Consider the following 26429-nt stretch of genomic DNA (forward strand, 5'->3'; position numbering starts at 1 on the left):
TCATTTCTGGCTCAGCCAGAGATGCGGGATCGCTGTGCTTTTAATTAGCCCTCCTCCCTGTTAAGCGATTAACAGGGCAGGCTTCGTTCACCCTGGAAAAAGATTATGAAAACCATAACAACCTCCATCGCGGCATTACTCCTCCTGACAGGGTGCGATAATGCGCAAACATCTGCTCCTCAACGTCCTCTTCCGGAAGTGGGGATTGTCACCCTCATGAGCCAGCCGGTGTCCGTCGTCAGCGAGCTGACCGGCCGCACCGCCGCCGCAATGAGCGCCGAAGTGCGCCCCCAGGTGGGTGGCATTATCCAGAAACGGCTCTTCACCGAAGGCGATACGGTCAAGGCCGGGCAAGCGCTGTATCAGATCGATCCTTCCAGCTACCGCGCCGCGTATGATGAAGCCGCCGCCGCACTGAAACAGGCGCAGGCGCTGGTGCAGGCCGACTGCCAGAAAGCCCGGCGTTATGCGCAGCTGGTGAAGGACGACGGCGTATCACGTCAGGATGCGGAAGACGCGAAGTCCACCTGCGCGCAGGACAAGGCCAGCGTCGAGTCAAAGAAAGCCGCGCTGGAAAGCGCCCGCATTAACCTCAACTGGACCACCGTCACCGCGCCGATTGCCGGACGTATCGGCATCTCCTCTGTGACCCCCGGCGCGCTGGTGACCGCCCAGCAGGATACCGCGCTGGCCACCATTCGCGGGCTGGACAGTATGTACGTCGATTTAACCCGTTCCAGCGCCGATCTGCTGCGTTTACGCAAGCAAACCCTCGCCAGCAACAGCGATACGCTGAACGTGTCGTTGATTCTCGAAGACGGCAGCAGCTACAGCGAAAAAGGCCGCCTGGCGCTGACCGAAGTGGCGGTGGATGAGTCTACCGGCTCAGTCACCCTGCGCGCCGTCTTCCCGAACCCGCAGCATCAGCTTCTGCCGGGCATGTTCGTCCGCGCCAGAGTGGATGAAGGCATCATGAATGACGCGATCCTCGCCCCGCAGCAGGGCATCACCCGCGACGCCAAAGGCACCGCCACCGCGCTGGTGGTGAACGCCAGCAACAAGGTCGAACAGCGTCAGCTGGAGACGGGCGACACCTACGGCGACAAATGGCTGGTGCTGAGCGGTTTGAAGGCGGGCGATAAGCTGATTGTGGAAGGCACCGATAAAGTCACCGCCGGGCAGGAAGTGAAAGCTGAAGAGATGAAAACCAACGGAGGAAACGCCTGATGTTTTCCCGTTTCTTCGTGCGTCGCCCGGTCTTTGCCTGGGTTATCGCCATTCTCATCATGCTCGCCGGAATGCTGGCGATCCGCACGCTGCCCGTTGCGCAGTACCCGGACGTGGCTCCGCCGTCGATCAAAATCTCCGCCACCTATACCGGTGCCTCCGCACAGACGCTGGAAAACAGCGTGACGCAGGTGATCGAGCAGCAGCTCACCGGGCTGGATAACCTGCTCTACTTCACCTCCACCAGCAGCTCGGACGGGTCGGTGAGTATTAACGTCACGTTTGAACAGGGAACCGATCCGGACACCGCTCAGGTACAGGTGCAGAACAAAGTCCAGCAGGCGGAATCGCGCCTGCCGACCGAGGTGCAACAGTCCGGGATCACCGTCGAAAAATCCCAGAGCAACTTCCTGCTGATCATGGGCGTATATGACAAAACCGACACCGCCAGCAGCTCGGATATCGCCGACTGGCTGGTGAGTAATATGCAGGATCCGCTGGCGCGCGTGGATGGCGTCGGTAGCCTACAGGTGTTCGGTGCAGAATACGCGATGCGCATCTGGCTCGACCCGGCGAAGCTGGCGTCGTACTCGCTGATGCCCTCCGACGTGCAGAGCGCGATTGAAGCGCAGAACGTGCAGGTTTCCGCCGGTAAAATCGGCGCACTGCCCTCGTCGAACGCCCAACAGCTGACCGCCACCGTCCGCGCTCAGTCGCGTCTGCAAACGGTCGATGAGTTCAAAAAGATCATCGTCAAGAGCCAGTCCAACGGTGCGGTGGTGCGCATCAGCGACGTCGCGCGCGTGGAGATGGGCAGCGAAGATTACACCGCCACCGCGAAGCTGAACGGCCACCCGGCGGCGGGTATGGCGGTGATGCTCTCGCCGGGCGCCAACGCGCTTAACACCGCCACGGCGGTAAAAGACAAGATTGCCGAGTTCAAAAAGTCGATGCCGGAAGGCTACGACGTGGCCTACCCGAAAGACAGCACCGAGTTCATCAAGATCTCCGTTGAGGACGTGATTCAGACCCTGTTCGAAGCCATTATCCTCGTGGTGGTGGTGATGTACCTGTTCCTGCAAAACATCCGCGCGACGCTGATCCCGGCGCTGGCGGTGCCGGTGGTGCTGCTGGGCACCTTCGGCGTGCTGGCGCTGTTCGGTTACTCCATCAACACCCTGACGCTGTTTGCGATGGTGCTGGCTATAGGGCTTTTGGTGGATGACGCCATCGTGGTGGTGGAAAACGTCGAGCGTATTATGCGCGACGAAGGGCTGCCCGCCCGGGAAGCGACCGAAAAATCGATGGGCGAAATTTCCGGCGCGCTGATCGCCATTGCGCTGGTGCTCTCTGCGGTATTCCTGCCGATGGCCTTCTTCGGCGGCTCTACCGGGGTCATTTACCGCCAGTTCTCGGTCACCATTATTTCGGCGATGTTCCTCTCCGTGGTGGTGGCGCTGACCCTGACGCCCGCGCTGTGCGGCTCGATCCTGAATCACACCGCTCCGCACAAAAAGGGCTTCTTCGGCGCGTTTAACCGCTTCTACAGTAAGACCGAGCACGGCTATCAGAACAAGGTGCTGCGCGCCCTGCGCCGTTCCGGTGGCATGCTGGTGATCTACGCCCTGCTCTGCGGCGCGATGGGGTTCGCCATGCTAAAACTGCCGGGCAGCTTCCTGCCAACCGAAGACCAGGGTGAAATCATGGTGCAGTACACCCTGCCTGCCGGCGCAACCGCGGTGCGTACCGCCGAGGTAAGCCGCCAGGTACGCGAGTGGTTCCTCACCAAAGAGAAAGCCAATACCGACGTGATCTTCACCATTGAAGGCTTCAGCTTCAGCGGCAGCGGCCAGAACGCCGGGATGGCGTTCGTCTCCCTGAAAAACTGGTCAGAGCGCAAAGGCGATGAGAATACCGCCCAGGCCATTGCCCTGCGCGCCACGCAGGAGCTGAGCACCATTCGGGATGCCACAATTTTCGCCATGACGCCCCCGGCGGTGGATGGTTTAGGCCAGAGCAACGGCTTTACCTTTGAGCTGATGGCCAGCGGCGGCACCGACCGCGACGCGCTGCTGAAACTGCGTAACCAGCTGATTGGCGAAGCCAACCAGGACAACTCGCTGCACGCCGTGCGCGCCAACGATCTGCCGCAGATGCCGCAGCTTCAGGTGGATATCGATAACAACAAAGCCGTGTCGCTGGGGCTCTCCCTGAGCGATGTTACCGACACCCTCTCCAGCGCCTGGGGCGGCACCTACGTGAACGACTTCATTGACCGTGGCCGCGTGAAAAAGGTCTACATCCAGGGCGACAGCGACTATCGCGCGGTGCCATCGGATCTTAACAAATGGTATGTGCGCGGCAGCGACAGCACCATGACCCCGTTCTCCGCCTTCGCCACCACCCGCTGGGAGTATGGCCCGGAAAGCCTGGTGCGCTACAACGGCTCGGCGGCGTATGAGATTCAGGGCGAAAACGCCAGCGGCGCCAGCTCCGGTACGGCGATGAGCAAAATGGAGCAGCTGGCGAATAACCTGCCGTCCGGCAGCACCTGGGCATGGAGCGGTTTGTCGTTGCAGGAAAAACTGGCGAGCGGTCAGGCAATGAGCCTCTATGCCCTCTCGATCCTGGTAGTGTTCCTGTGCCTGGCGGCGCTGTATGAGAGCTGGTCGGTGCCCATTTCGGTGATCCTCGTGATCCCGCTTGGGGTGCTTGGCGCAGCGGTTGCCGCCTCCCTGCGCGGCCTGAACAACGACGTCTATTTCCAGGTGGCGCTGCTGACCACCATCGGTCTGTCGTCGAAGAACGCCATTCTGATTGTCGAGTTTGCCGAAGCCAAAGTGGCCGAAGGCTACTCCCTGACGCGCGCCGCCCTGCGGGCCGCCCAGACGCGTCTGCGTCCGATCATCATGACCTCGCTGGCGTTTATCGCAGGCGTGACGCCGCTGGCGATTGCCACCGGCGCCGGGGCCAACAGCCGCGTGGCGATCGGTACCGGTATTATCGGCGGGACGCTGGCCGCGACGCTGCTGGCCATCTTCTTTGTTCCTTTATTCTTTGTACTGGTGAAACGTCTGTTCTCCGGTAAGCACGCAAACCGGAGGTCATAATGTTTCGTGTAACCGTATTAACATTAGCGCTGCTGAGCGCGGGCTGTGTGTCATTAGATCCCACGTATCAGCGCCCGGACGCCCCCGTCCCGGCGACGTTGCCGGGCGCCCATGGCGAAGCCAACGCCGTGGTGAGCCAGTGGCAGCAGGTGATGAATGATGCGCGGTTGAAAAGCGTGGTGACGATGGCGCTCAACAGCAACCGCGACGTGCAAAAAGCGATTGCGGATATCGACGCCGCCCGTGCCCAGTATGGCGAAACGCGCTCGTCCCTGTTCCCGACGGTGGACGCGGAACTGAGCCACACCCGCAGCCGCACGCTGGCGAGCGGCGTCGCGACAAGTGACGAAGCCAACGGCGCGGTCTCCAGCTTCGAACTGGATCTGTTTGGCCGCAACCAGAGCCTGTCGCGTGCCGCGCGTGAAACCTGGCTTGCCAGCGAATTCACCGCGCAGAACACGCGCCTGACGATGGTCAGCGAGCTGACCACGGCCTGGGTGACGCTGGCGGCGGATAACAGCAATCTGGCGCTGGCGAAGTCCACCCTGGAGAGCGCCGCAAACTCACTCAAGATTGTGAAGCGCCAGCAGGAAGTGGGTGTGGCAGCGGCAACGGACGTCAGTGAAGCGATGGCGGTTTACCAGCAGGCGCGCGCCAGCGTGGCGAGCTACCAGACGCTGGTGATGCAGGACAAAAACGCTCTCAACCTGCTGGCGGGCGATACGGTGCCCGAGAACCTGCTGCCCGGCACGCTGGAGAGCCTGAGCGACAACGCCATCACGCTGATCCCGGCGGGCGTCAGCTCCAGCGCGCTGCTGCGTCGTCCGGACATTCAGGAGGCGGAACATAACCTGCTGAGCGCCAACGCCAACATCGGCGCGGCGCGCGCCAACTTCTTCCCGACCATCTCGCTCACCGCCAGCGCGGGCGTCGGCAGCGATTCGCTGTCGTCCCTGTTCAGCCACGGGATGAAGGTCTGGTCGTTTGCACCTTCCATCACCCTGCCGCTGTTCAGCGGCGGCAACAATATGGCGCAGCTGCGCTATGCGGAAGCCGAGAAAAAAGGGTTAATTGCGACCTATGAGAAAACCATCCAGAGCGCGTTCAAGGACGTGGCCGACGCGCTGGCCCGGCGCGAAACGTTGAGTGAACAGCTTGATGCCCAGCGTGAATACGTGGCGGCGGAGCAAAAAACGCTGGATGTGGCGACGCGCAGTTACAAGGCTGGCGCGGGCGATTATCTGACGGTGCTCACCGCGCAGCGGTCGCTGTGGTCGGCGCAGGAATCACTGATTGCCTTGCAGCAAACCGACCTGGAAAACCGCATCACGCTGTGGCAGTCGCTGGGCGGCGGGATTCAGTAACATCACTGCCGGGCGGCGCAACGTTGCCCGGCCATCAGAGTAAATACCTATGGCAAAACTCTCTTTTTCTTTCGCGGCCATCCTTGGCCTGCTGACGGCGATCGGGCCGCTGTGTTCCGATTTTTATCTTCCGGCGCTGCCGGAGATCGCCACCCAGCTCAACACCTCCACAACGCTGACGCAGCTTTCTCTTACCTCGGCGCTGATTGGCCTGGGGCTGGGACAACTTTTTTTCGGCCCGCTAAGCGATCGCATCGGACGTAAAACGCCGCTGCTGTTCTCACTTTTGCTGTTTGTACTGGCTTCAGTGCTTTGTGCCAGCACGCAGAATATTTACGCCCTGATCGGCTGGCGATTTGTGCAGGGCGTTGCCGGGGCGGGCGGCTCCGTACTTGCCCGCTCCATCGCCCGTGATAACTATCATGGCACGATGCTAACGCAGTTTTTTGCCCTACTGATGACGGTCAACGGCATCGCGCCCGTGGTGTCCCCGGTACTCGGTGGCTATATCGCGTCGCATTTCGACTGGCGGATGCTGTTCTGGGTAATGGCAGGGGCGGGTCTGGCGCTGCTGATCGCCAGCCAGCTTTTTATCCGCGAGTCCCTCACAGAGAAACAGGGCGGGGGATCGCTGACGCAAACCGCCAGGACGGTACTTAAAAATCGTCGCTTTATGCGCTACTGCCTGATCCAGGCCTTCATGCTGGCGGGGCTGTTCGCCTATATCGGGGCATCCTCCTTTGTGATGCAAAACGAGTATGGCCTGAGCGCCATGCAGTTCAGCCTGCTGTTCGGTGTGAACGGTATCGGCCTGATCGTCTCAGCGCTGATTTTCTCCCGTCTGGCACGCCGACACCCGGCGGAAGGGTTAATGCAAATAGGTCTGGTTTTGGCCGTAACCTGCGCGGGGCTGACGTTGCTCTTTGCGTGGATGCAGCTTTCCGTTCCGGCACTGATTGCACTCTTTTTCACCGTCGCATTTAACAGCGGGATCAGCACCATTGCGGGTTCAGAAGCGATGAGCGCAGTCGACGCGAAGGAGTCCGGCACAGCGTCAGCCATTCTGGGCATGCTGATGTTTTTATTCGGCGGGATCGCAGCGCCTCTCGCCGGTATCGGCGGAGAAACGATGCTGAAAATGAGTCTCGCGGTGTTAGTAAGCTATGGCATTGCACTGGCGATCGGATCCCGCACGCAGAAAGCGTAAATTCATACTTTTGGCTTGAATCGCGTTGATGAATGTAACGATATATTTCAGGGGAAGCATGTGACTTTCAAAGGAGGTTTCGATGAAATCTGCACACCTGGTTTGCCTGCTCGTTTGCCTGATTTTCGCTGCGTTTGTTCACGCGCAGGAGAAGAGCGCTCCGGAGAAAGAGGCCCAGATAAAACAGCAGGTCCTGAAAGATGTGAAGAAAACCTGTACCCCGCAGAAAAAGCAGAGCGATAAGGCCTGGCAGGCGATGATTTTGTCGTCTGAGGCCAATCAGCTGCTGATCAAAAACGCCATCACCGCCGTGAAGCGTGACAACCTGGACGCCTACTGGGATGCAGTAAGTCAGGTGGATTGCATGGAAGATTACTGAGGGTTGAGCGCCGGGTGGCGCTGCGCTTACCCGGCCTACATCACACGTTTAACGCTTCCGCACATCCGGAATAATCAAATCACCGCGCAGAACGTAGGACCCGAGCATCTGCGTTTTCTCTGTCAGCCAGCTCACGATGCGCGCCGCCATGGCGTCCATGGAATACTCAATGGCCGGGATCACCGGAATACCCGGCAGATGCAGCGAACCGCCGAGGCTGAAAACCATGATGTCTTCCGGTACCGATTTATTAAACGCCTGTAACTGCGGGATCACCCGCTGGGCTTCCTGCTCATCCGCCACCAGCAGCGCGTTGAAGTTCAGCGTGGACGCGTTGTTGAGTAATTCCTGAAGCGCAACGGACGATGAAGTCGCGTCCATAAACACGAGGTTGCGATTAAAGGGCAGGAAGTTTTTCTCCAGCGCGTGTTTGTAGCCCAGCAGCACCTGATCGGCAAAGCCGCTGCCGTGCGGGTGGATCAGCGCTATCTGGCGACGCCCCTGGCTGGTGAGATAGTTACAGGCCGTTTCAGCCGCGAACGCGTGATCGAACTGAATGCTGTTGGCGTTATCGGCTTCCATACAGTCGACCAGAATCACGTTGTCCATGTCCACGTCCAGCGGGAAACGCGCGCCAATCACCAGAATGTCATCACATAAGCCGCAGGAGAGTTCTTCAAGGGCGTTCATCACTTCTGTTTTTGTGTGTGCGAAACGCAGCAGCAGATGTTTTTGATGCTGGCTGAGGTGTTTTTCCAGCGCGTACAGGTAACCGGTGGTCTGGTTAATGTTTTCCTGCGCGCAAATCACTCCAATGCAGCCCGTCGACTGGCTGAGCAGCGACTGGGCGATCACGTTGGGACGATAGTTCAGCTCATCCACCGCTTTCAGAACAGCCTGGCGGCTGGCTTCTTTAACGCCACGCGACCCGCTCAACACCCGTGATACCGTGGCTTTGGACACCCCGGCCAGACGCGATACATCGTTAATTGTAGACATCTCTCTCCCCTGTCAGACGCAACTGGCGTCTGTAATTTCCATCACCGCTACGGCTCACATTATAGCCAGAACGGAGTATATCCGTTTCCGTTTTCCATGGAAACCGATTTTCCGTTTCCACTCAATTTGATGCCAAAACAGCCAAATTATGTGACCCACATCCGGTTAATTAGCCTCATAAGTATTGGATCTTGATGGTTGTCACACTTCTGTCTTTTATAAATGGAAACCGGTTTCCGTATCATGTCCAATCATCCTTGCAATAACTTTTTACATTTTGAGGATGGTTGTCGATGTTCAAGATTATGCTGTGCTGCTCTGCCGGGATGTCCACCAGCCTGCTGGTCAGCAAAATGATCGATGTTGCAAAAGAACGGGGCTTGCCCGTGAAGATAGATGCGTATGGCGTATCCGAATTTGATACGCAGTTTCCGCACTATCAGGTGGTGCTTCTCGGACCGCAAGTGAAATACATGTTAAAGACGCTCTCAGACAAGGCAGCGACGCAAGGCATTCCGGTGCAGCCCATCGACATGATGGATTACGGCATGCAGCGTGGCGATAAAGTACTGGACTATGCTCTGTCGCTCATCGAAGCGGCACACTAAAAGGTGTTCACATGAGTTCGTTATATCAATCCATGGTCGCGGTGATTGAGCAGTCAATTACGCCGCTGGCCGCGAAGCTCGGTCAGCAAAAGTATGTGATTGCCATCCGCGACGGCTTTACCGCTGCGCTGCCGTTTATGATCATCGGCTCGTTTATGCTGGTGTTTATCTTCCCGCCGTTTTCGGCGGATACCACCAACAGCTTCGCCCGCGGCTGGCTGGATTTCTCCGAGACCTACCGCGAACAGCTGATGCTGCCGTTTAACCTCAGCATGGGCGTGATGACCTTCTTCATCTCGGTGGGGATTGGGGCAAGCCTGGGGCGTCAGTTTAACCTCGATCCGGTGATGTCCGGCCTGCTGGCCTTTATGGCCTTCCTGCTGGTCGCCGCGCCCTATGCCGATGGCAAAATTTCGACCCAGTATCTCTCCGGTCAGGGGATCTTCACTGCGCTTATCACCGCGATCTACTCCACTCGCGTCTATGCGTGGCTGAAACAGAACAACGTCACCATCCGCCTGCCGAAGGAAGTGCCGACCGGCGTGGCGCGTTCGTTTGAGATCCTGATCCCGGTGATGGTGGTGATCGGAACGCTGCACCCGCTGAACCTGTTCATTGAAGCGCAGACCGGGATGATCATCCCGCAGGCGATTATGCACCTGCTGGAGCCGCTGGTGTCGGCGTCTGACTCGCTGCCCGCCATTCTGCTCTCCGTCCTGCTGTGCCAGATCTTCTGGTTCGCTGGTATCCACGGGTCGCTGATTGTCACCGGCATCATGAACCCGTTCTGGATGGCGAACCTCTCTGCAAACCAGGCGGCGCTGGCGGCGGGCGCGGCGCTGCCGCACGTTTATCTGCAAGGTTTCTGGGATCACTACCTGCTGATTGGCGGCGTAGGCTCCACCCTGCCGCTGGCGTTCCTGCTGCTGCGTAGCCGCGTTACCCACCTGCGCACCATCGGCAAAATGGGCGTGGTGCCAAGCTTCTTTAACATCAACGAACCGATTTTGTTCGGCGCACCGATCATCATGAACCCGATGCTGTTTATCCCGTTCGTGTTTGTTCCGCTGGTCAACGCCTGCCTGGCGTACGGCGCAACCAAACTCGGCTGGCTGGCTCAGGTGGTTTCGTTAACCCCGTGGACCACCCCCGCGCCGATTGGTGCGTCGTGGGCGGCGAACTGGGCGCTCAGCCCGGTGGTGATGTGCCTGGTCTGTATGGTGATGTCCGCGCTGATGTACCTGCCGTTCCTGCGTGCCTATGAGCGTACGCTCATCAAAAATGAAGAGCAGAAAGCTCAGGCGACCGTCGGTAACGCTGAAGCCGCCAGCAATTAAGTCAAAGAGGAAGAGTCATGAAATACGCATTTCCCGATAACTTCTGGTGGGGCAGCGCAAGCTCCGCTCTCCAGACGGAAGGGACACGAGAGGGTGAAACCACGTGGGATTACTGGTTTGCCCGCGAGCCGAACCGTTTTCACAACGGCGTGGGGCCGCAGCACACCTCCACGTTTTATCAGCACTGGAAAACGGACATTCAGCTGTTAAAGCAGCTGAACCACAACAGCTTTCGTACCTCGATTAGCTGGGCGCGCCTGATCCCTGACGGTATCGGTGAAGTGAACCCGGACGCGGTCGATTTTTACAACCAGGTCATTGATGAGCTGAATGAACAGGGCATCACGCCGTTTTTCACCCTGTTCCATTTCGACATGCCGATGGCGATGCAGGAGATTGGCGGCTGGGAAAACCGCGACGTGGTGGACGCATACGCCCGCTATGCGCAGATGTGCTTCGAGCTGTTTGGCGATCGCGTGCTGCACTGGTTTACCTTCAACGAGCCGATCGTGCCGGTAGAAGGCGGTTATCTGTACGACTTCCACTATCCGAACGTGGTGGATTTTCGTCGGGCAGCCACCGTGGCGTATCACACCGTGCTGGCCCATGCGAAGGCGGTGCAGGCCTACCGCGCCGGGCATTACGCGGGGGAGATTGGCATCGTGCTGAACCTGACGCCGTCATACCCGCGTTCGCAGAATCCGGCAGACGTGAAGGCGGCGCACATAGCGGACCTGATGTTTAACCGCAGCTTCCTCGACCCGGTGCTGCGCGGGGAGTATCCGGCGGACCTGGTGGCATTGCTGAAATCTTACGATCAGCTGCCCGCCTGCAAGCCGGAAGACGGTTTCCTGATTGCGGAAGGGAAAATCGACCTGCTCGGCGTTAACTACTATCAGCCGCGTCGCGTGAAGTGTCGCGACAGCGCGGTGAACCCGCAGGCGCCGTTTATGCCGGAGTGGTTCTTTGATAATTACGAGATGCCGGGCCGTAAGATGAACCCGTACCGCGGCTGGGAAATCTACGCGCCGGGTATTTACGATATTCTGGTTAACCTGCGCGACAATTACGGCAACCCACGCTGCTTTATTTCTGAAAACGGCATGGGCGTCGAAAATGAGCAGCGCTTTATTGAAAATGGCCAGATTAACGATCACTACCGCATCGAGTTTATTTCCGAACATTTAGCCTGGCTGCATAAGGGTATTAGCGAAGGGTGCAATTGTCTTGGTTACCATATGTGGACGTTTATTGATAACTGGTCGTGGTGTAACGCGTATAAAAATCGCTACGGATTTATCCAGCTCGATTTAAAGACGCAGCAGCGCACCATTAAGAAAAGCGGAGAGTGGTTTGCCGCCACCGCCTTAAATAATAGCTTTGATAAAGAGTAATGATGATGATCGCACTAGAAGAAGCCGTAATGGAAATTATCGTCAACGCCGGCCAGTCCCGCAGCTTGTGCTTTGAAGCCCTGCACGCGGCGCGTCAGGGCAACATTGACGAGGCCAAAAGCCTGCTGCGCGAAGCCGACGGCTATTCGCGCCAAGCGCACAAGATGCAGACCAAACTGATCGAGCAGGATGCGGGCGAAGGACGTCAGCCGATGACGTTAATCATGGTGCACGCGCAGGATCATTTAATGAATTCCTTATTAGCGCGTGAATTATCCGAAGAAATTATTCATTTATATCAGAGATAGTCTATGGCGAAATAAATTACTGTAATACCTCTTTACCTTAAATAGAATTCCACTTGTTCTGATGATAGCGACATACTCTGTCAGATCGGAGCGGGATGGTTATTGTCTGAATAAAATTAAACTATATTGAGATAACCATGAATACGATTAAAAAACTTCCATTAACCATGGCGGTTATCGCCGCGCTTTGCCCAATTTCCGTTCTCGCTCAGGAATTCACTCAGGAGCAAATCGACGCCATTGTGGCGAAAGCGGTGGATAAAGCCCTGGCCGAGCGTCAGGCCAAAATGGATGCTGCGGTCGCGAAAAAAGCGGACGTGGTGACCGAGCCGCAGAGCGCGGCGCAATCTCCGGATATGGCGATCCCGTTCGGGGTTAAATTTACCGGCTACGCCCGCTACGGCGCGCACTTCCAGGCCGCCGATCAGAAATACGTGGCGGTGGACGGCTCCTACAACGGCGCGTCCGCCATTGGTCGTCTGGGCAACGAAGGCAACGGCGGCGAGTTCCAGCTCTCTAAAGCCTTCAAGGGCGAAAACGGCGCCATCTGGGACATCAACGTGATGATCGACCACTGGGGCGACGAAGTTAACCTCAAGAAAGCCTACGCCGGCGTGACCAACATTATGGCCTCCAACCCGAACGCCTACTTCTGGGCGGGTCGCGACTTCCACCAGCGTCCGCAGCAGGGCATCAACGATTACTTCTGGATGAACCACGACGGTCAGGGCGCCGGGGTGAAGAACTTCGACATCGGCGGCGTGCAGTTTGACGTGGCCGCCGTGGCAGCGGTGGAATCCTGTAGCCCGGAAGTGATGGAGGACGAAGCGAACCCGTCGCGCATCACCTGTACCGGCGGGTCCGGCACGGGCGACAAAGGCAACTACGCCGCGACGTCTAAAATCCACGGTATGAAGCTCGGTCCGCTGGATCTGGAGCTGTACGCCAACTACGGCTTTGACTCCAAAGCCGTTGAGAGCGACGAACGTCTGAACGCCTGGCAGGGCGGCGTGGTGCTGAGCCACACCAACGACAGCGGCGTGAACAAGGTGATTGCCCGCTACTCCGATAACGCGGACAACAGCGTGTTCAACAAAACCGAGGATCTGACCACGGTCTACGCCAGCTTCGAAGGGCTGTACAAATTCACCCAGGCGACGCAGGTGGAGTACCTCCTCGCCTTCCATGACTACGACAACAGCCGCGATAAGACCGACAACCGCAAGAACTACAACGCCATCGTGCGCCCGATGCACTGGTGGAACGACGTTCACTCCACCTGGCTGGAAGCGGGCTGGCAGCACGTGGATTACGACAACGGCGGCGACAACAAGGGCTGGAAGCTGACCCTGTCGCAGAACATGTCTATCGCCATGGGGCCGGAGTTCCGTCCGATGCTGCGCTTCTACGTGACCGGCGGCAAGGTGGATAACGAACGTACCGCGCGCGTGAACAACACCAAAGATGAAACGCTGGACGACTTCAACGTCGGCGCGATGTGGGAGGCGTGGTTCTAGTAGAGCGTCGTTTGTTTCGCCCGGCTGCGCTGCGCTTGCACGGGCCTACAAGGTTTTGTAGGCCGGGTAAGCGTAGCGCCACCCGGCAAGATCCCATGTTATGCTACAAAAAAACCAACATAACAGGGGAGAACATGGGTTCCACACGCAAAGGGATGCTCAACGTCCTGATCGCCGCCGTTTTATGGGGCAGTTCCGGGGTTTGCGCGCAGTACATCATGGAGAAAAGCCACATTTCTTCGCCTTACCTGACCATGGTTCGTCTGCTGTTTACCGGCGTGATCCTGCTGACGCTCTCCTTCGTTCACGGCGACAAGATTTTCTCGGTCATCAAAAACCGCAAAGACGCCCTCAGCCTGCTGTTTTTCTCGCTGGCTGGCGCGCTTACCGTGCAGCTCACCTTCCTGCTGACAATTGAAAAATCCAACGCCGCGACGGCCACCGTGCTCCAGTTTCTGTCGCCGACCATTATCGTGGCATGGTTTGCGCTGGCGCGGAAAACGCGTCCCGGCCTATTTGTCTTATCCGCGATTTTCACGTCGCTTGTGGGTACCTTCCTGCTGGTAACCCACGGCGACCCGACGTCGCTCTCCATCTCACCGGCCGCGCTGTTCTTCGGTATCGCCTCGGCGTTTGCCGCGGCGTTTTATACGACGTACCCGTCGACGCTTATCGCCCGCTACGGCACGCTGCCGATTGTCGGCTGGAGTATGTTGATTGCGGGACTAATGCTGACGCCGTTCTACGCCGGACGCGGCACCACCTTCGTGATCGACGGCGGCCTGCTGCTGGCGTTTTTCTACCTGGTGGTGATTGGCACCGCGCTGACGTTCAGCCTGTATCTGAAAGGCGCACAGATGATCGGCGGGCCGAAGGCGAGCATTCTGAGCTGCGCCGAGCCGCTGAGCAGCGCGCTGCTGTCGGTGGTGTTGCTGGGGGTGGCATTCACCCTGCCGGACTGGCTGGGGACGCTGCTGATTGTGTCGTCGGTGGTGTTGATTTCGATGGATTCGAGAAGACGGGTTCAGACATCGGCGTAGCCTGATGCCCTCACCCCAACCCTCTCCCACGGGAGAGGGAGAAAAGCACTACTTCGCCTTAACCTTCCCCGCCACCAGCAGCGCGGTCAGCAGCATCAGCGTGCCGGAAATTACCAGCGGCGAGGTCAGCCCCAGGTGGTCGAGCGCTACGCCGCCCACCGCCGCGCCGCAGGTATTCGCCAGCTGGATCACCGCCACCTGAATCGACCCGGCTTTTTCCGCCTGATCGGCAAGCGAGCGGGTGATCCACGTCGACCAGCCCACCGGCACCAGCGCAAAGGCAAAGCCCCAGATAATCGCGATCGCCGAAGCCACCCACTTATCGCTGCCCCACAACACCAGCACCGCGGCGCTGATCGCCAGCACCAGCGGGGCACCCGCCAGCGCCACCTTCAGGGAGCGCTTCAGGAACTGGGACGACAGCGAGGTGCCGACAAAACTGGCGATCCCGAAGCTCAGGAGCACCAGCGTCAGGCCGTCCACATCAAAGCCCGCCATGGTCATATACACCGGACGGATATAGGTGAAGAAGGCAAACTGCCCGGCAAAGGCCATGAAGATGGCGGTCATCCCCGCCAGCACGCCCGGGCGCTTCAGCAGCGCGAACATGTTCTGTTTGTGGTGCGCCGCTTCCCCCGGAAGGGACGGCAGCGCCTTCCACACCCAGATAATGCACAGCACGCCCATCACCGCCGCCGCGTTGAACACGTTACGCCAGCCGATAATCCCGCCGAGGAAACTGCCCAGCGGCGCGGCAATCACCAGCGCGATCGAGACCGCGCCGAAGATGACGGACAAGGCTTTTGGCACCGTACGCGCGGGCACCAGGCGCATGGTCAGCGAGGCCGACATCGCCCAGAAGCCGCCTAATCCCAGCCCCAGGCAGGCACGGCCGAGCAGCAGCAGGGTGAAGCTTTCAGCGAAAGAGACCAGCAGGCAGGAGAGCGTCAGCAGCACGCTGAACAGAATGACCACCTTGCGGCGGTCGATGGTGCCAATCGCCTGGGTGATAAACAGGCTGGCGAACATCGCCACAAACGCGGTGACGGTCACCGACTGCCCCGCCACGCCCTCGGAAATGCCCAGATCCTGTGCCATCGGCGTCAGCAGGCTCACCGGCAGGAACTCGACGGTGATCAGGCAGGCGACGCAAAACGCCACGGAGAAAACCGCCGACCAGTTGGGGCGTGAAACCTCTTTGGCCTGCGGTGTGGTCGTGGGCTGGGTATGTTCTGTCATGGCATCACCTGAAGATAAAAACGTGCGGAAAAGTCGCGCAGTTTATCATCAAAAGTGTGACGAATTTAACGTTTCGACAACTTTTGTCGTTTTTTAATGCCGGGCGGCGCTGCGCTTGCGCCGGCCTACGGGCTTGTAGGCCCGGTAAGCAAAGCGCCACCGGGCAAAATTACCCGCGAGCCTTAAGAGCGGCATTCGCCAACCCGACAATCCACTCCTGATGCCCGTTAATCATTGGGTTCGGCACCGTGCGCGCTAACTCCTGCGCCGGCACGCCTTTCTGCGACTCCTGAGTCAGAATGCGCACGCGGTTTCCCGGCAGGTCTTCAAACAGCCAGGCGTGGATCACGTCCAGACGCGAATTTGCATCCCCTTCTACCCAGCCGTGCCACGCGATACGCGCGGCTTCGCCCTCCACGGGCGGAACATACTCCGTCACCTGCGCCTCAACCGGGAAGCCAAAGGTGGTGAAGCGGAAGCGGGCGTTGGCGCTCAGCGCCGGGCCGCTGCCGTCGTGAAAACGGATATCTTCGGCGTTGCTGTAGTAGTTCGGCCACAGGGTGGTGTCGTTGAGCTGCGCCCAAATCTCTTTTGCGCTCAGCCCGGCGACGATGATTTCGTTGGAGGCAAAGTTATCGGTGGTGCCGGGCAGGTAGTCGTTCGGCCAGATAATGGCGGATTGTTTCATGGTTCACCTCATCGGTTAGTTGATAAGGTGATGGTGCGCCTGCGGGTGATATAAATCTAATGACGATGCTTTATACTCTTCATCACGTTTCGTGATATCAGTGCAGGTAAAACACGCCCTCTTCCGGCAGGAAAAGCTGGTTGTAGCGCAGCTGGAAGGCGTTAAGCTCCTGCGGGTCAGGCTCTATCTCGCGCATAAAGCCGAGCGCGAGGCGGATTTGCGCGTCGGTGATCGGCGCGGCCAGACGGGCTTTACGCAGCATGCGGTGCCAGGTATGCAGATTCTCTTCGCTGGCGTCGACGATGCAGACCTGCCAGATCAGCAGCACCTGGGCGGCATTTTGCAGATGCGCCTCGTCGGGGCGTTCAAGATAGCGGATAAACTCATTGCCCGGCGTTTTACCGAACTGGTCAATCATCGACTCGACCGGCATCGGGGTGATCCCCAGCCGCTCGCTTAAACGTTTGATGGCGCGGCGGGAGTCTGAGGTCAGGACACGAAATCCAACCACAAACACCACGGCAAGCGTTGCCAGCATTATCCAGACCATGCGTTCTCCTTAGACTAGCCGCCCATCATAGCGGGAAACGCAGCGCGTCAACAGCGGGCAGCGCCATAATAGTAAACGGAAAAGAGGTGGAAAAACGTCATGAAAGCGGATCTGCGCACGCTGGATCTTAACCTGCTGAAAACGCTGGATGCCCTGCTGGACGAACGCAGCGTCACCCGCGCGGCGGCGCGTCTTGCCCTGACCCAGCCAGCGGTAAGCGGCATGCTTAACCGCCTGCGGGATTACTTTGAAGACCCGCTGTTTATCCGCGCGCCGCACGGCATCGTGCCTACCACCCGGGCGGAAGCAATGGCGGCTCCCGTCAAACGCATTCTGGCAGATATCGACGAGCTGCTTCAGCCGATCGCCTTTGATCCGCTCACCGCAACGTTCACCTTCACGCTTGCCGCGACCGACTACGCCCTGCGCGCGGTCGTCGTGCCGTTTATCGCTGCGCTTAAGGTACAGGCGCCGGGTATTCGCGTGCGCGTGGTGCCTGTGGAATCTGACCGTCTGGTCAGCCAGCTCGAACAAGGCTCTGTCGACGTGGCGCTGATCACCCCGCACACCACGCCAGATGAGCTTCACAGCCGGGCGCTTTATGATGAACGGTACGTTTGCATGATGCGTGCCGACCATCCGGATGCCGGACAGCCCATGACGTTAGACCGGTTTTGCGCCCTGGAGCATGTGCTGGTCTCTTACGAGGGCGACGGTTTTCGCGGCGTAACGGATGGCGCGCTGGAGAAAACTGGCCGAACGCGGCATGTTGGCTTATCGGTGAGTAACTTTTTAGTCCTGCCGGACGTGCTGGCCCTCAGCGATATGATTGCCGTTGTGCCATCACGCATAGCGGAAAAGCAGACGGGGATGTTCGTCTGCGAGACGCCGGTTCCCGTGCCCGGTTTTACCAAAAGCATGGCCTGGCACGGCAGAACGCACCGCAACCTCGCGCAGGCGTGGCTGCGCGGGCTGTTGCTGGAGACCAGTCAGCGCGCCTGAAGCCCTTTCAGCAGCGCCTCGTGGAAGCGGGCAGGATCCTGCATCTGCGGCGCGTGGCCCATGTCGTTAAATTCAACCAGCGTCGCGTGTGGAATGCGCTTCGCCGTCTCTTTGCCCAGCACCGCGTAGTTACCGAGCGTCTTGCGGATCTCCGGTGGGGCGAGATCTTTCCCGATGGCGGTGTTGTCCTTCGTGCCGATCATCAATAATACTGGCATCTTCAGCTCGTTAAATTCATAGACGACCGGCTGGGTATAAATCATGTCGTAGAGCAGCGCCGAGTTCCACGCCACGCGCGCTTTGCCCGGCCCGTTGTTCAGCCCGGCAAGCATGGTGACCCAGCGCTCGTACTCCGGCTTCCACTCCCCGGCGTAGTAGGTGTTTTTCTCGTACTGACGAATACCGTCGGCGCTGACTTTCAGCTCGCGCTGGTACCACTGGTCGACCGTAATATGCGGCACGCCGCGCGCTTTCCAGTCTTCAAGCCCTATTGGGTTCACCATCACCAGCTGCTCCACCTGCTGCGGCCACATCAGCGCGTAGCGGGTCGCCAGCATGCCGCCGGTCGAGTGGCCGATGACCGTCACGCGATCAACGCCGAGCGTTTTCAGCAGCGCGTGGGTGTTATCCGCCAGCTGCTGGAAGGTGTACTGATAATGCTCCGGCTTGGTGGATTTACAGAAGCCGATCTGGTCGGGTGCGATCACGCGATACCCGCTGGCTGAAAGCGCGCGGATCGTGCCGTCCCAGGTGCCAGCGCAGAAGTTTTTGCCGTGCATCAGCACCACGGTGCGGCCGTTGGGTTTTTCCGGCTTCACGTCCAGGTAAGCCATATCCAGAGGCTGGTTCTGCGAGGTAAAGGCAAAGTGTTTTACCGGCCAGCCGTAGTCAAAACCTTCCAGCTTCTCGCCGTAGGTGGGGGCATCCGCGGCCATTGCGGGGGAGGCCAGCGCCATCAACAGCGCCAGGCAGGACAATCGTCGGGTCAACATGCAAGCTCTCCGTTAGCAAAAAGGGCTAAGGCTGCACGAAAGGCGGCAGCAAAAAAACTGTAGAGCATGGAGAGGGGCGGGTGTGTAAAGCGGGGTAAAGGTAAAAGGCAGGCCGTGAAAAATAAAAAAGCCCGGCATCACACACCGGGCAAAGAAGTTACCTGCACACTCAGGCTACTTTTAATTTCTGCGCACGATTCTCGCGGCGGATCTTACGCTCTTCCAGCACCGCAACCATCGCCATCAGGACGATACAGCCAATCGCTGCCGCATCCAGCGCGGCAAAGGTGCCCGCCCAGCCGGTGAGGCCGAAAATTGGCGTGCCGTCGGCGATCATGCCCAGACCGAGCTTGGCGAAGCTGTCGCCGATCAGGTAAGCGAAGGTGCCCTTAATCCCATCGGCTGCGCCGATCGCTTTTTTCGGCACAAAGCCAACCGCCGCCACGCCGATCAGCAGCTGCGGACCGAACACCAGGAAGCCGAGCGCAAACAGCGACGCCAGGTAAACGTACTGGTTGCTGGCGTGCTGGTAAACGCCGAGCGTGGCGATAATCAGCGCCAGCGCGACGCAGGCCACCAGCGCGCGACGACCGTTGGCGAGGTCCGAGAGCCAGCCCCACAGCAGGGTACCGACCAGCGCGCCTACTTCGAACAGGGTGAAGCCCTGAATCGCCACCTCTTTCGAGAGCTTCAGCTCCTGGAAGGCATACACGGTGGACCACTGGTCGATACCGATACGCACCACGTACAGGAAGATGTTCGAGAAGCAGAGCAGCCAGATCACTTTGTTTTTCAGCACGTACTCAACAAAGATCTGCCATTTGGACATCTCGTTTTCTTCGGTCTCTTTGTCCTCCTCGCTGATCTCCTCCCCGAACAGCTCTTCAGCTTTGCCGAGGCCGTACGATTCCGGTGAGTCGCTGCCGAAGCGCAGGCCGATGAAGCCGACAATCAGGGCGATAATCGACGGGAAGATAAACATGCCGATCACGTGACCGTCGAACAGGTAGTTCGCGCCGAACAGCGCCACGCCTGCCGCACCCGCTCCGCCGAGGTTGTGTGAGATGTTCCACATGCCGAGGTAGGAACCCCGCTTGCGGCGCGGGGTCCATTTGGTGATGGTGGAGTAGCTGCACGACCCGCCGGTACTCTGGAAGAATCCGCTCAGGGCGTAGAAGGCGATCATCAGGAACAGGCTGACGGAGCCCGCGCCCATGCTGGCGCTGAAGCCGAGCATACAGATAGCGGAGAGGATCAGCATAAACGGCAGGAACTGCTTGGTGTTTTTGCCGTCCGCGTAGTAGGACACAACCGTTTTCCCCACGCCGTAGGTGATGGAAAAGCCCAGGCCAATCATCCCCAGCTGCGTCATGCTCAGCCCGTAGGTGGAGATCATGTCGTTCTGCGCGATGTTAAAGTTTTTGCGGATCAGGTACATGGTCAGGTAGCCGATGAAGACCACCAGATAGGACTGCATGAACGGTTTGAACCACATCTTGCGCCGCACGTCGAGCGGCAGATCCAGGGTCGGCTTGCGCACCTGATTTAAGAAGGCCAGCATGACTGAGTTACTCCTGAGCTGATTTTTGCAGCATTGTAAAAACCAGCCAGGAGAGATGCCTGAGACAGCGTCCAGGTGAAACCGGGAAAATTTCTTAGTTTTGCGCGTCTCGGCAGCAAAAGGTGAGGCGCGTCACGCTTCGCGCGGTGCCTGCGCGTGCAAAAACGGCAGCAGCAGCAGGGCGGAGATGCCCGCCGCGATGGCGATCACCGCGAAGAACCCGCTCCAGTGCCAGATGTCGATCACCCGCGCCAGCGGCCAGCCGGAGAGCGATGCGCCGAGGTAGGCAAACAGCCCGACAAAGCCCGTCGCCGCGCCTGCCGCCTCTTTGTGGGAACACTCCGCCGCCGCCATGCCGATCAGCATTTGCGGGCCAAAGACGAAGAAGCCGATGGTGAAGAAGCACGCCGCCTGCATCACGTAGCTGGCGAACGGCATCAACCACAGCGACCCGACGGAGAGCAAAATCCCGGCGGCAAAAATCAGGTTCATCGGACCGCGGTTGCCGTTGAACAGCTTGTCCGAGCCCCAGCCCGCCACCAGCGCGCCGATAAACCCGCCCAGTTCAAACATGGTCACCGCCGAGTTGGCGGTCACCAGGTCCACGCCGAGAGTTTCGGACATGTACAGGTTGCCCCAGTCGTTGATGGCCGCGCGCACCACGTAGACCAGCACGTAGCAGAGCGACAGCAGCCAGATGTAGGGGTTTTTCAGCACGTATTTGGTGAGGATCTCCTGGCGGGACAGCCCCGCGCCTTCCTGCTGCTGGGCGATCTCCATCTTGTCGTGCCGCCAGTCGCCCACCGGTGGAAGGCCGACGGTTTGCGGCCTGTCGCGCAGGCGCCAGCAGAGGTACAGCCCGGCGACAATCGCGAGGCCACCGGCAATCATCATCCCCGCGCGCCAGCCGTAGTGCAGCGCCGCCGCGCCGACCACCATCGGGATCAGCGCCCCGCCGACGTTATGCGCGGTATTCCATATCGCCCACCAGCCGCCGCGCTCGTTGCGTGAGTACCAGGCGGTGAGCAGGCGGGCGCAGACCGGCGCGCCCCAGCCCTGGAAAAAGGCGTTCAGCGCCCACAGCAGGGCGAAGGCCCACAGCGAGGTGGAGAAGCCAAACAGGATGTTCACCACGCCGGTGGCGATCAGCCCAACGCCCATAAAATAGCGCGCGTTGGAACGGTCGCTGACGATGCCGGAGAAGAACTTCGACAGGCCGTAGGTGATGTAAAACAGCGTCGCCAGCAGGCCGATATCGGTGCGCGTCATCACGCCGCTGGCGAGGATTTCCGGCGCGGCGGCGTTGAAGCTTTTGCGGGTGAAATAGAACAGCGCATAGCCGAGCCAGATGGTAATCAGGATATGGCGACGCCAGTAGCGGTAGCGGGCATCGATTTCCGCTTTGTTGCTTAGCGGGGCGGCGCTGGCGGGGGTTTTAAACATGGTGCGTCCTTAACGGCAAACTGACGCTGACGCGCGTCCCGTGGGTGCAGGAGATCGTCAGCGTGCCGCCCAGCGCCTTTACGCGCTCGCGCATGCCCGCCAGGCCAAACCCCTGCTGGCCGGAGCCCGGCGGCAGGCCGCAGCCGTCGTCTTCAATCACCAGCATCAGGCGCTCGTCCTGCTGCCAGCCCTGGATCGTTACCGCGCTGGCGCTGGCGTGTTTGACGATGTTGTTCAGCCCTTCCTGGCAGACGCGGAAAAGGGTCACGCGCTGGCCTTCGCTCAGGGTAGCTTCATTGATGCGCCAGTCGAGATGGCTGACAATCCCGCGGCTCTCCAGCTCCATCTCGCGCATCAGAGAGCGTATTGCCTGCTCGAGCGAGAGATCGTCAAGCTGGCGCGGGCGCAGCCGCCCTAACAGGCGACGAACGGAATCATAGACGCCCAGCGAAAGCTGTTCGATATGCGCCCCGCCCTGCTTCACGCCCGCGTTTTCTGCCGCCAGGCGCTGAACAATGCCCGCCTGGGTGCGGATGGCGGTGATGGTCTGGCCGATGTCATCGTGCAGCTCGCGAGCAACCTCCTGGCGCACGCTCTCTTCCGTCTCCAGCAGACGCTCCGCCAGACGGCGGTTGCGCGCCAGCTCGGCTTGCAGAGACTGGTTCAGCTCGCGCAGGCGCTGTATGCCCGCGCCGAGCAGCAGCCCGGTCAGGCTCTGGGCCAGCAGCGAGAGCAGCAGATCTACCGGGTGATCGTGCCAGGTCTGGCTGGCAATCAGCGCGATGGCGTTCATCAGCGTGGCGATCAATGCGCCCTGCCAGCCGTAATGCCAGGCAAGGGCGATGATCGGCAGCGCCAGACAAAACGGCGTGAAGCGTGATAATTCAGCGGGCAGACCAAGCTGCAACCACAGGCTCACCACAAACAGCAGCAGATACCAGATCAGGTGCCGGGCGCGCCAGTTCACCGGCTGGGAGACCAGCGCCGGGCCGAGCGGCTGCCAGACAGTGCTGGTAAGGTAATGCCAGAAAACAAGGCAGGTCGGGGCCAGCGTCAGGCCGCCGGTGAGGGTCAGCAGCAGGGCGTTGAGCCCCTCCTTTTCACCCACCCACGGCAGGGACTGCAACAGCGCGGCGGCAATCAGCGCCGCACCCTGACGCAGCAGCGTGCGCCAGTCGCGCTGGTGACGGTAGCGGGAAATCAGGGCGACCGGGATAAGCGTGAGCAGGCTTCCGGTCATCAATAAAGGCAGATGCGCCAACGCCACTTCCTGCGCCAGCCAGATCAGCATCAGCCACTCTGCGCCCAGCAGCACCGGCCAGTAGCCGCGCGGACATTGCAGCATTAGCCCCAGCCGCAGGCCAAAGGGGAACAGCAGCACCGCCAGCTCCGGGCGCTCGACAAGATGCAGGCTGATACTCCACAGACAGAACCACGCGGCGGAGAAGATGAAAAAGCTGGCAACAACGGCGATCAGCCGCGAAAACAGGGAGTTCATTGCCAGCTGTCAAACATACGGCGCGCCAGCTCGACATCGTTACTGACGTTGAGTTTTTCCATCAGGTTGGCGCGATGAACGTGAACGGTCTTTGGCGACAGCCCCAGCTCTACGGCAATCTCTTTCACCGACATGCCCTGGGCAAGTTTCTCTGCCACCTGGCGCTCGCGTCTGGTGAGCGGATCCTGCCGTCCCGCCGCCAGCTTGATGGCAATATCCGGCGTCAGGTAGCAGCCGCCGGTGGAGACGGTACGCACGGCGGCAATCAGCTCGTCCGGGCTACAGCGTTTAGAGAGAAACCCGCGCGCCCCCGCGTTGAGCGCCTGCTCGACCAGCGCCGGGCTGTCGTGGACCGAGAGCATAATCGTCGCCATCCCTTTCGGCAGCTGGCTTAACAGCTCCAGCCCGGAGAGGTCCGGCATTGAGATATCGCAGATACAGACCTGCACCCCGCGTCCCGGCAGGCCCGCCAGCGCCTCGCGTCCTGAGCCAAACTCGGCCACGACCTGAAAATCCGGTTCGAGGTTTAAAAGCTGGGCAAAGCCGGAGCGAACGATAAGGTGGTCGTCGATAAGGGCGATGGTGGTCATGGTTTGATCCTGATGCGTGAACGCGCCGGATGGCGGCGCAAAAGCCTTATCCGGCCTACGTGTAACGTCCTTGCAGGCCGGATAAGCGCAGCGCCATCCGGCAAAAGCCTCTTACCTTAAGTGATTTACTCAAAAAACACCGCAATTTTGTTAAACATGGTGGGATCGGACTGGTTGCGTGCCACTTTGGTGACGTCCTCCAGCTTGTCGATCTGCGCCATCATCTGCTCCAGACGCTGGTCGTCGTTCACCAGTAGCCAGATGCGGCTGTGCTCGCTGCCCTGAATCGGCAGGCACAGAATGCCTTCCACGTTAAACGCCCGACGGGCAAAGAGCCCACAGACGTGGGTCATGACGCCTGGGTGGTTGCGGACGGTGAGTTCCAGAATGACGTTATCACATTGTTTCTGCATGGCTTATTCCCCCACCATCTCAGTATTTGCCGCACCCGGCGGCACCATCGGATACACTTTTTGTTCAGGGTCGATACGCACGTGGATCAGCGCCGGGCCAGGGCGAGAAATCGCATCCTGCAACGCCGCGTGGGCATCTTCTTCGGCGTTCAGATCGCAGGTGTGCAGGCCAAAACCAGCGGCAATCTGCATGAAGTTGATCATCCCCGGATAGGTCGCCGCAAACACGCCCTGCTTGTAGAACAGGCTCTGCTGCTGGTGTACCAGGCCCAGCGCCTCGTTGTTCATCAGAATGATTTTAACGTCTAACTGGTTTTCGGCCGCCGTCGCCATCTCCTGAATATTCATCATCAGGCTGCCATCACCGGAGAAGCAGATCACCTTGCGGTCCGGGTTGGCGAGCGCCGCGCCAATCGCTGCTGGCAGGCCGAAGCCCATGGTGCCAAGGCCGCCGGAGGTCAGCCACTGGCGCGGGCGGTTCAGCGGATACGCCTGGGCGGTCCACATCTGATGCTGGCCGACGTCGGTGGTGATAATCGCGCTGTCATCCACGCAGGCGGCAACGGCGTTGATAAGACCATAGTGGCTCAGCGGGTCGCCCTCGGTTGGGATAGCGCCCGGGAACTCCCGTTGCAGATCGGCCACCAGCTGGCGCCAGTCGGCGCGGTCGGTTGCCTCCGTCTGCGGGATCAGCTGCGCCAGCACCTCGGCCACGTCGCCCTGGATCGCCACGTGCGGCTGCTTGATTTTACCCAACTCGGCGCGGTCGATATCCACGTGAATGATTTTGGCGTTCGGGCAGAACTGCTCGGTTTTGCCAATCGCCCGGTCATCAAAACGCGCCCCCATAACTATCAGCAAATCCGCCTCTTGCAGGATGTAGTTGGTGCTGCGCGCGCCGTGCATGCCCAGCATGCCGAGAGAGAGCGGGTGCGCTTTTGGCAGCATACCCAGCGCCATCAGGGTCATAGTGGTGGGCAAATTAGCTTTTTCAGCGAACTGGCGGATTTCATCCGCGGCGTTGATCGTCCCGCCGCCCAGATAGAGCACCGGGCGTTTGGCGGCGTTGATCATCGCCGCCGCATCGCGCACGCTCTCAGCGCTGAATTCTGGCGCGGGGGCACGGTCACCCGGCTCCGGCAGAACGTCGATCTCAATTTCTGCGGTCTGGACATCCTTAGGAATGTCTATCCACACCGGGCCCGGGCGGCCAGACTGCGCAATGCGGAACGCATCGCTGATAACCTGAGGCAGCTCGCTGATATCGCGAACTAAATAGTTATGTTTGGTGATGGGGATAGAGATGCCGTAGGTGTCGACTTCCTGGAACGCATCGGTGCCGATCATCGAGGACGGTACCTGACCGGTAATGCAGATCAGCGGAATGGAGTCGAGACGCGCGTCGGCGATGGCGGTCACCAGGTTAGTGGCGCCCGGCCCGCTACAGGCCATACAGACCGCCGGTTTACCCTGGGTACGCGCCATGCCCTGGGCGATAAAGCCTGCGCCCTGCTCGTGGCGCGCCAGCACGTGGCGGATCTGTGTGCTTTGGCTTAACGCATCATACAGCGGCAGTACGGTCCCACCCGGGATGCCCGCAACGGTGGTGATGCCCTGTCGTTCCAGTAAATGAACAATCAGCTGCGCGCCTGTAAAACGCGTCTTGGTGGATGTTGTGCCCGAACTTGCCATGCTCCAGTCCTTTTCTTCTGAGCCAGCCTTCCGGGGAGGGTCTAAACGAAAAACCCCGCCCGGTTTGCGCCGGCGGGGTTTTGGATTCGTGTGTTGATCCAGTCCCTACGGCGCATTGCCGACGACCACCACCACACGCACGACGACCACTGCGGCAGGTTGCGCAGTTTTTAGTAGGGTCGAAGTGAAGATGGATGAAGTCATTGGGGACCTGTGTTTGGAATCATTGATTGAATTTATACAAACACAGGTTTTCGGATGTGACAATGGA

The 26429-nt window shown here is 59.5% G+C and carries 24 protein-coding genes; 12 read left to right on the plus strand and 12 right to left on the minus strand.

From position 1 onward, the window contains the following. Positions 1-105 precede the first annotated feature (105 nt). The 5 genes from INF61_RS11385 to INF61_RS11405 all read left to right on the plus strand — a co-directional run bounded on the left by INF61_RS11385 (position 106) and on the right by INF61_RS11405 (position 7287). Entirely contained in the window at positions 106-1227 is a 1122-nt protein-coding gene (locus INF61_RS11385) for an efflux RND transporter periplasmic adaptor subunit (protein ID WP_017383665.1), read from the plus strand. Beyond that, the gene (locus INF61_RS11390) at positions 1227-4337 is read left to right on the plus strand and encodes an efflux RND transporter permease subunit (RefSeq protein ID WP_023295673.1); all 3111 of its coding nucleotides are present in this window, start codon (positions 1227-1229) and stop codon (positions 4335-4337) included. Before INF61_RS11385 ends, INF61_RS11390 begins: the two co-directional genes overlap by 1 nt. After that, positions 4337-5701: an efflux transporter outer membrane subunit gene (locus tag INF61_RS11395; protein WP_017694001.1), complete on the plus strand. Its 1365-nt coding sequence runs from the start codon at positions 4337-4339 to the stop codon at positions 5699-5701. The genes INF61_RS11390 and INF61_RS11395 overlap by 1 nt, the downstream gene beginning before the upstream one ends. Positions 5702-5750: 49 nt before the next feature. Further along, positions 5751-6908, plus strand: coding sequence for a multidrug effflux MFS transporter (locus INF61_RS11400; protein WP_032668891.1), 1158 nt, complete (start codon positions 5751-5753; stop codon positions 6906-6908). Positions 6909-6990: 82 nt separating this feature from the next. Next, positions 6991-7287, plus strand: a complete 297-nt coding sequence (locus INF61_RS11405) for a YicS family protein (protein ID WP_003861030.1) — start codon at positions 6991-6993, stop codon at positions 7285-7287. A 48-nt stretch (positions 7288-7335) separates the two neighbouring features. Here the strand turns inward: INF61_RS11405 and INF61_RS11410 are convergent, their stop codons facing one another. Then, positions 7336-8286: a LacI family DNA-binding transcriptional regulator gene (locus tag INF61_RS11410; protein ID WP_003861033.1), complete on the minus strand. Its 951-nt coding sequence runs from the start codon at positions 8284-8286 to the stop codon at positions 7336-7338. Positions 8287-8579: 293 nt separating this feature from the next. Between INF61_RS11410 and INF61_RS11415 the strand changes: the two genes are divergently transcribed. The 6 genes from INF61_RS11415 to INF61_RS11440 all read left to right on the plus strand — a co-directional run bounded on the left by INF61_RS11415 (position 8580) and on the right by INF61_RS11440 (position 14490). Next, complete coding sequence (locus INF61_RS11415) at positions 8580-8894, plus strand: PTS sugar transporter subunit IIB (protein WP_003861034.1); 315 nt, start codon at positions 8580-8582, stop codon at positions 8892-8894. Between the two features lie 11 nt (positions 8895-8905). Beyond that, positions 8906-10231 (plus strand): PTS sugar transporter subunit IIC, encoded by a 1326-nt coding sequence (locus INF61_RS11420; protein WP_023302832.1) that lies wholly within the window; start codon positions 8906-8908, stop codon positions 10229-10231. Between the two features lie 17 nt (positions 10232-10248). Further along, the gene (locus INF61_RS11425) at positions 10249-11625 is read left to right on the plus strand and encodes a glycoside hydrolase family 1 protein (protein ID WP_047741037.1); all 1377 of its coding nucleotides are present in this window, start codon (positions 10249-10251) and stop codon (positions 11623-11625) included. A gap of 5 nt (positions 11626-11630) precedes the next feature. Then, positions 11631-11933, plus strand: a complete 303-nt coding sequence (locus INF61_RS11430) for a PTS lactose/cellobiose transporter subunit IIA (RefSeq protein WP_010426515.1) — start codon at positions 11631-11633, stop codon at positions 11931-11933. 137 nt (positions 11934-12070) lie between these two features. Beyond that, positions 12071-13450 carry a carbohydrate porin gene (locus INF61_RS11435; RefSeq protein WP_040117018.1) on the plus strand — a complete coding sequence of 460 codons (1380 nt, stop codon included), beginning with the start codon at positions 12071-12073 and terminating at the stop codon, positions 13448-13450. A gap of 134 nt (positions 13451-13584) precedes the next feature. Beyond that, on the plus strand, positions 13585-14490 hold the full coding sequence (locus INF61_RS11440) for an EamA family transporter (RefSeq protein ID WP_045906963.1): 906 nt from the start codon (positions 13585-13587) through the stop codon (positions 14488-14490). A gap of 48 nt (positions 14491-14538) precedes the next feature. Here the strand turns inward: INF61_RS11440 and nepI are convergent, their stop codons facing one another. The 3 genes from nepI to INF61_RS11455 all read right to left on the minus strand — a co-directional run bounded on the left by nepI (position 14539) and on the right by INF61_RS11455 (position 16967). Beyond that, entirely contained in the window at positions 14539-15729 is a 1191-nt protein-coding gene (gene nepI, locus INF61_RS11445) for a purine ribonucleoside efflux pump NepI (protein WP_015570108.1), read from the minus strand. 169 nt (positions 15730-15898) lie between these two features. Next, positions 15899-16417 (minus strand): SRPBCC domain-containing protein, encoded by a 519-nt coding sequence (locus tag INF61_RS11450; protein WP_017694007.1) that lies wholly within the window; start codon positions 16415-16417, stop codon positions 15899-15901. A 97-nt stretch (positions 16418-16514) separates the two neighbouring features. After that, positions 16515-16967 carry a DUF1198 domain-containing protein gene (locus tag INF61_RS11455; RefSeq protein ID WP_045343915.1) on the minus strand — a complete coding sequence of 151 codons (453 nt, stop codon included), beginning with the start codon at positions 16965-16967 and terminating at the stop codon, positions 16515-16517. A gap of 99 nt (positions 16968-17066) precedes the next feature. On the opposite strand from INF61_RS11455, the gene INF61_RS11460 reads away from it, so the two are divergent. Then, on the plus strand, positions 17067-17969 hold the full coding sequence (locus INF61_RS11460) for a LysR family transcriptional regulator (protein WP_015570111.1): 903 nt from the start codon (positions 17067-17069) through the stop codon (positions 17967-17969). On the opposite strand, the gene INF61_RS11465 is transcribed toward INF61_RS11460, so the two are convergent. The 8 genes from INF61_RS11465 to ivbL all read right to left on the minus strand — a co-directional run bounded on the left by INF61_RS11465 (position 17957) and on the right by ivbL (position 26362). Then, positions 17957-18961 carry an alpha/beta fold hydrolase gene (locus tag INF61_RS11465; RefSeq protein ID WP_032668896.1) on the minus strand — a complete coding sequence of 335 codons (1005 nt, stop codon included), beginning with the start codon at positions 18959-18961 and terminating at the stop codon, positions 17957-17959. The two genes, INF61_RS11460 and INF61_RS11465, sit on opposite strands and share 13 nt — an antisense overlap. A 169-nt stretch (positions 18962-19130) precedes the next feature. Further along, positions 19131-20522: a hexose-6-phosphate:phosphate antiporter gene (gene uhpT / locus INF61_RS11470; RefSeq protein ID WP_032668898.1), complete on the minus strand. Its 1392-nt coding sequence runs from the start codon at positions 20520-20522 to the stop codon at positions 19131-19133. Between the two features lie 132 nt (positions 20523-20654). After that, on the minus strand, positions 20655-21965 hold the full coding sequence (locus INF61_RS11475; RefSeq protein ID WP_048973083.1) for an MFS transporter: 1311 nt from the start codon (positions 21963-21965) through the stop codon (positions 20655-20657). Next, positions 21958-23463, minus strand: a complete 1506-nt coding sequence (gene uhpB, locus INF61_RS11480) for a signal transduction histidine-protein kinase/phosphatase UhpB (RefSeq protein ID WP_039269391.1) — start codon at positions 23461-23463, stop codon at positions 21958-21960. Before uhpB ends, INF61_RS11475 begins: the two co-directional genes overlap by 8 nt. Next, on the minus strand, positions 23460-24053 hold the full coding sequence (uhpA, locus tag INF61_RS11485; protein ID WP_003861054.1) for a transcriptional regulator UhpA: 594 nt from the start codon (positions 24051-24053) through the stop codon (positions 23460-23462). Before uhpA ends, uhpB begins: the two co-directional genes overlap by 4 nt. Before the next feature lie 125 nt (positions 24054-24178). Next, positions 24179-24466 (minus strand): acetolactate synthase small subunit, encoded by a 288-nt coding sequence (gene ilvN / locus INF61_RS11490; RefSeq protein ID WP_015570113.1) that lies wholly within the window; start codon positions 24464-24466, stop codon positions 24179-24181. A gap of 3 nt (positions 24467-24469) precedes the next feature. Continuing rightward, positions 24470-26158 carry an acetolactate synthase large subunit gene (ilvB, locus tag INF61_RS11495; protein WP_047734913.1) on the minus strand — a complete coding sequence of 563 codons (1689 nt, stop codon included), beginning with the start codon at positions 26156-26158 and terminating at the stop codon, positions 24470-24472. A gap of 105 nt (positions 26159-26263) precedes the next feature. Continuing rightward, positions 26264-26362 (minus strand): ilvB operon leader peptide IvbL, encoded by a 99-nt coding sequence (gene ivbL / locus INF61_RS11500; RefSeq protein WP_057979964.1) that lies wholly within the window; start codon positions 26360-26362, stop codon positions 26264-26266. Positions 26363-26429 lie beyond the last annotated feature (67 nt).

This window comes from Enterobacter cloacae complex sp. P18RS (genome assembly GCF_014982105.1).
GTDB lineage: Bacteria > Pseudomonadota > Gammaproteobacteria > Enterobacterales > Enterobacteriaceae > Enterobacter > Enterobacter hormaechei_C.

What these genes read in the sequence shown, in the direction of transcription:
- INF61_RS11385 (WP_017383665.1), top strand. Translation starts at nt 106, where the DNA reads ATGAAAACCATAACAACCTCCATCGCGGCATTACTCCTCCTGACAGGG.
- INF61_RS11390 (WP_023295673.1), top strand. Translation starts at nt 1,227, where the DNA reads ATGTTTTCCCGTTTCTTCGTGCGTCGCCCGGTCTTTGCCTGGGTTATC.
- INF61_RS11395 (WP_017694001.1), top strand. Translation starts at nt 4,337, where the DNA reads ATGTTTCGTGTAACCGTATTAACATTAGCGCTGCTGAGCGCGGGCTGT.
- INF61_RS11400 (WP_032668891.1), top strand. Translation starts at nt 5,751, where the DNA reads ATGGCAAAACTCTCTTTTTCTTTCGCGGCCATCCTTGGCCTGCTGACG.
- INF61_RS11405 (WP_003861030.1), top strand. Translation starts at nt 6,991, where the DNA reads ATGAAATCTGCACACCTGGTTTGCCTGCTCGTTTGCCTGATTTTCGCT.
- INF61_RS11410 (WP_003861033.1), bottom strand. Translation starts at nt 8,286, where the DNA reads ATGTCTACAATTAACGATGTATCGCGTCTGGCCGGGGTGTCCAAAGCC.
- INF61_RS11415 (WP_003861034.1), top strand. Translation starts at nt 8,580, where the DNA reads ATGTTCAAGATTATGCTGTGCTGCTCTGCCGGGATGTCCACCAGCCTG.
- INF61_RS11420 (WP_023302832.1), top strand. Translation starts at nt 8,906, where the DNA reads ATGAGTTCGTTATATCAATCCATGGTCGCGGTGATTGAGCAGTCAATT.
- INF61_RS11425 (WP_047741037.1), top strand. Translation starts at nt 10,249, where the DNA reads ATGAAATACGCATTTCCCGATAACTTCTGGTGGGGCAGCGCAAGCTCC.
- INF61_RS11430 (WP_010426515.1), top strand. Translation starts at nt 11,631, where the DNA reads ATGATCGCACTAGAAGAAGCCGTAATGGAAATTATCGTCAACGCCGGC.
- INF61_RS11435 (WP_040117018.1), top strand. Translation starts at nt 12,071, where the DNA reads ATGAATACGATTAAAAAACTTCCATTAACCATGGCGGTTATCGCCGCG.
- INF61_RS11440 (WP_045906963.1), top strand. Translation starts at nt 13,585, where the DNA reads ATGGGTTCCACACGCAAAGGGATGCTCAACGTCCTGATCGCCGCCGTT.
- nepI (WP_015570108.1), bottom strand. Translation starts at nt 15,729, where the DNA reads ATGACAGAACATACCCAGCCCACGACCACACCGCAGGCCAAAGAGGTT.
- INF61_RS11450 (WP_017694007.1), bottom strand. Translation starts at nt 16,417, where the DNA reads ATGAAACAATCCGCCATTATCTGGCCGAACGACTACCTGCCCGGCACC.
- INF61_RS11455 (WP_045343915.1), bottom strand. Translation starts at nt 16,967, where the DNA reads ATGGTCTGGATAATGCTGGCAACGCTTGCCGTGGTGTTTGTGGTTGGA.
- INF61_RS11460 (WP_015570111.1), top strand. Translation starts at nt 17,067, where the DNA reads ATGAAAGCGGATCTGCGCACGCTGGATCTTAACCTGCTGAAAACGCTG.
- INF61_RS11465 (WP_032668896.1), bottom strand. Translation starts at nt 18,961, where the DNA reads ATGTTGACCCGACGATTGTCCTGCCTGGCGCTGTTGATGGCGCTGGCC.
- uhpT (WP_032668898.1), bottom strand. Translation starts at nt 20,522, where the DNA reads ATGCTGGCCTTCTTAAATCAGGTGCGCAAGCCGACCCTGGATCTGCCG.
- INF61_RS11475 (WP_048973083.1), bottom strand. Translation starts at nt 21,965, where the DNA reads ATGTTTAAAACCCCCGCCAGCGCCGCCCCGCTAAGCAACAAAGCGGAA.
- uhpB (WP_039269391.1), bottom strand. Translation starts at nt 23,463, where the DNA reads ATGAACTCCCTGTTTTCGCGGCTGATCGCCGTTGTTGCCAGCTTTTTC.
- uhpA (WP_003861054.1), bottom strand. Translation starts at nt 24,053, where the DNA reads ATGACCACCATCGCCCTTATCGACGACCACCTTATCGTTCGCTCCGGC.
- ilvN (WP_015570113.1), bottom strand. Translation starts at nt 24,466, where the DNA reads ATGCAGAAACAATGTGATAACGTCATTCTGGAACTCACCGTCCGCAAC.
- ilvB (WP_047734913.1), bottom strand. Translation starts at nt 26,158, where the DNA reads ATGGCAAGTTCGGGCACAACATCCACCAAGACGCGTTTTACAGGCGCG.
- ivbL (WP_057979964.1), bottom strand. Translation starts at nt 26,362, where the DNA reads ATGACTTCATCCATCTTCACTTCGACCCTACTAAAAACTGCGCAACCT.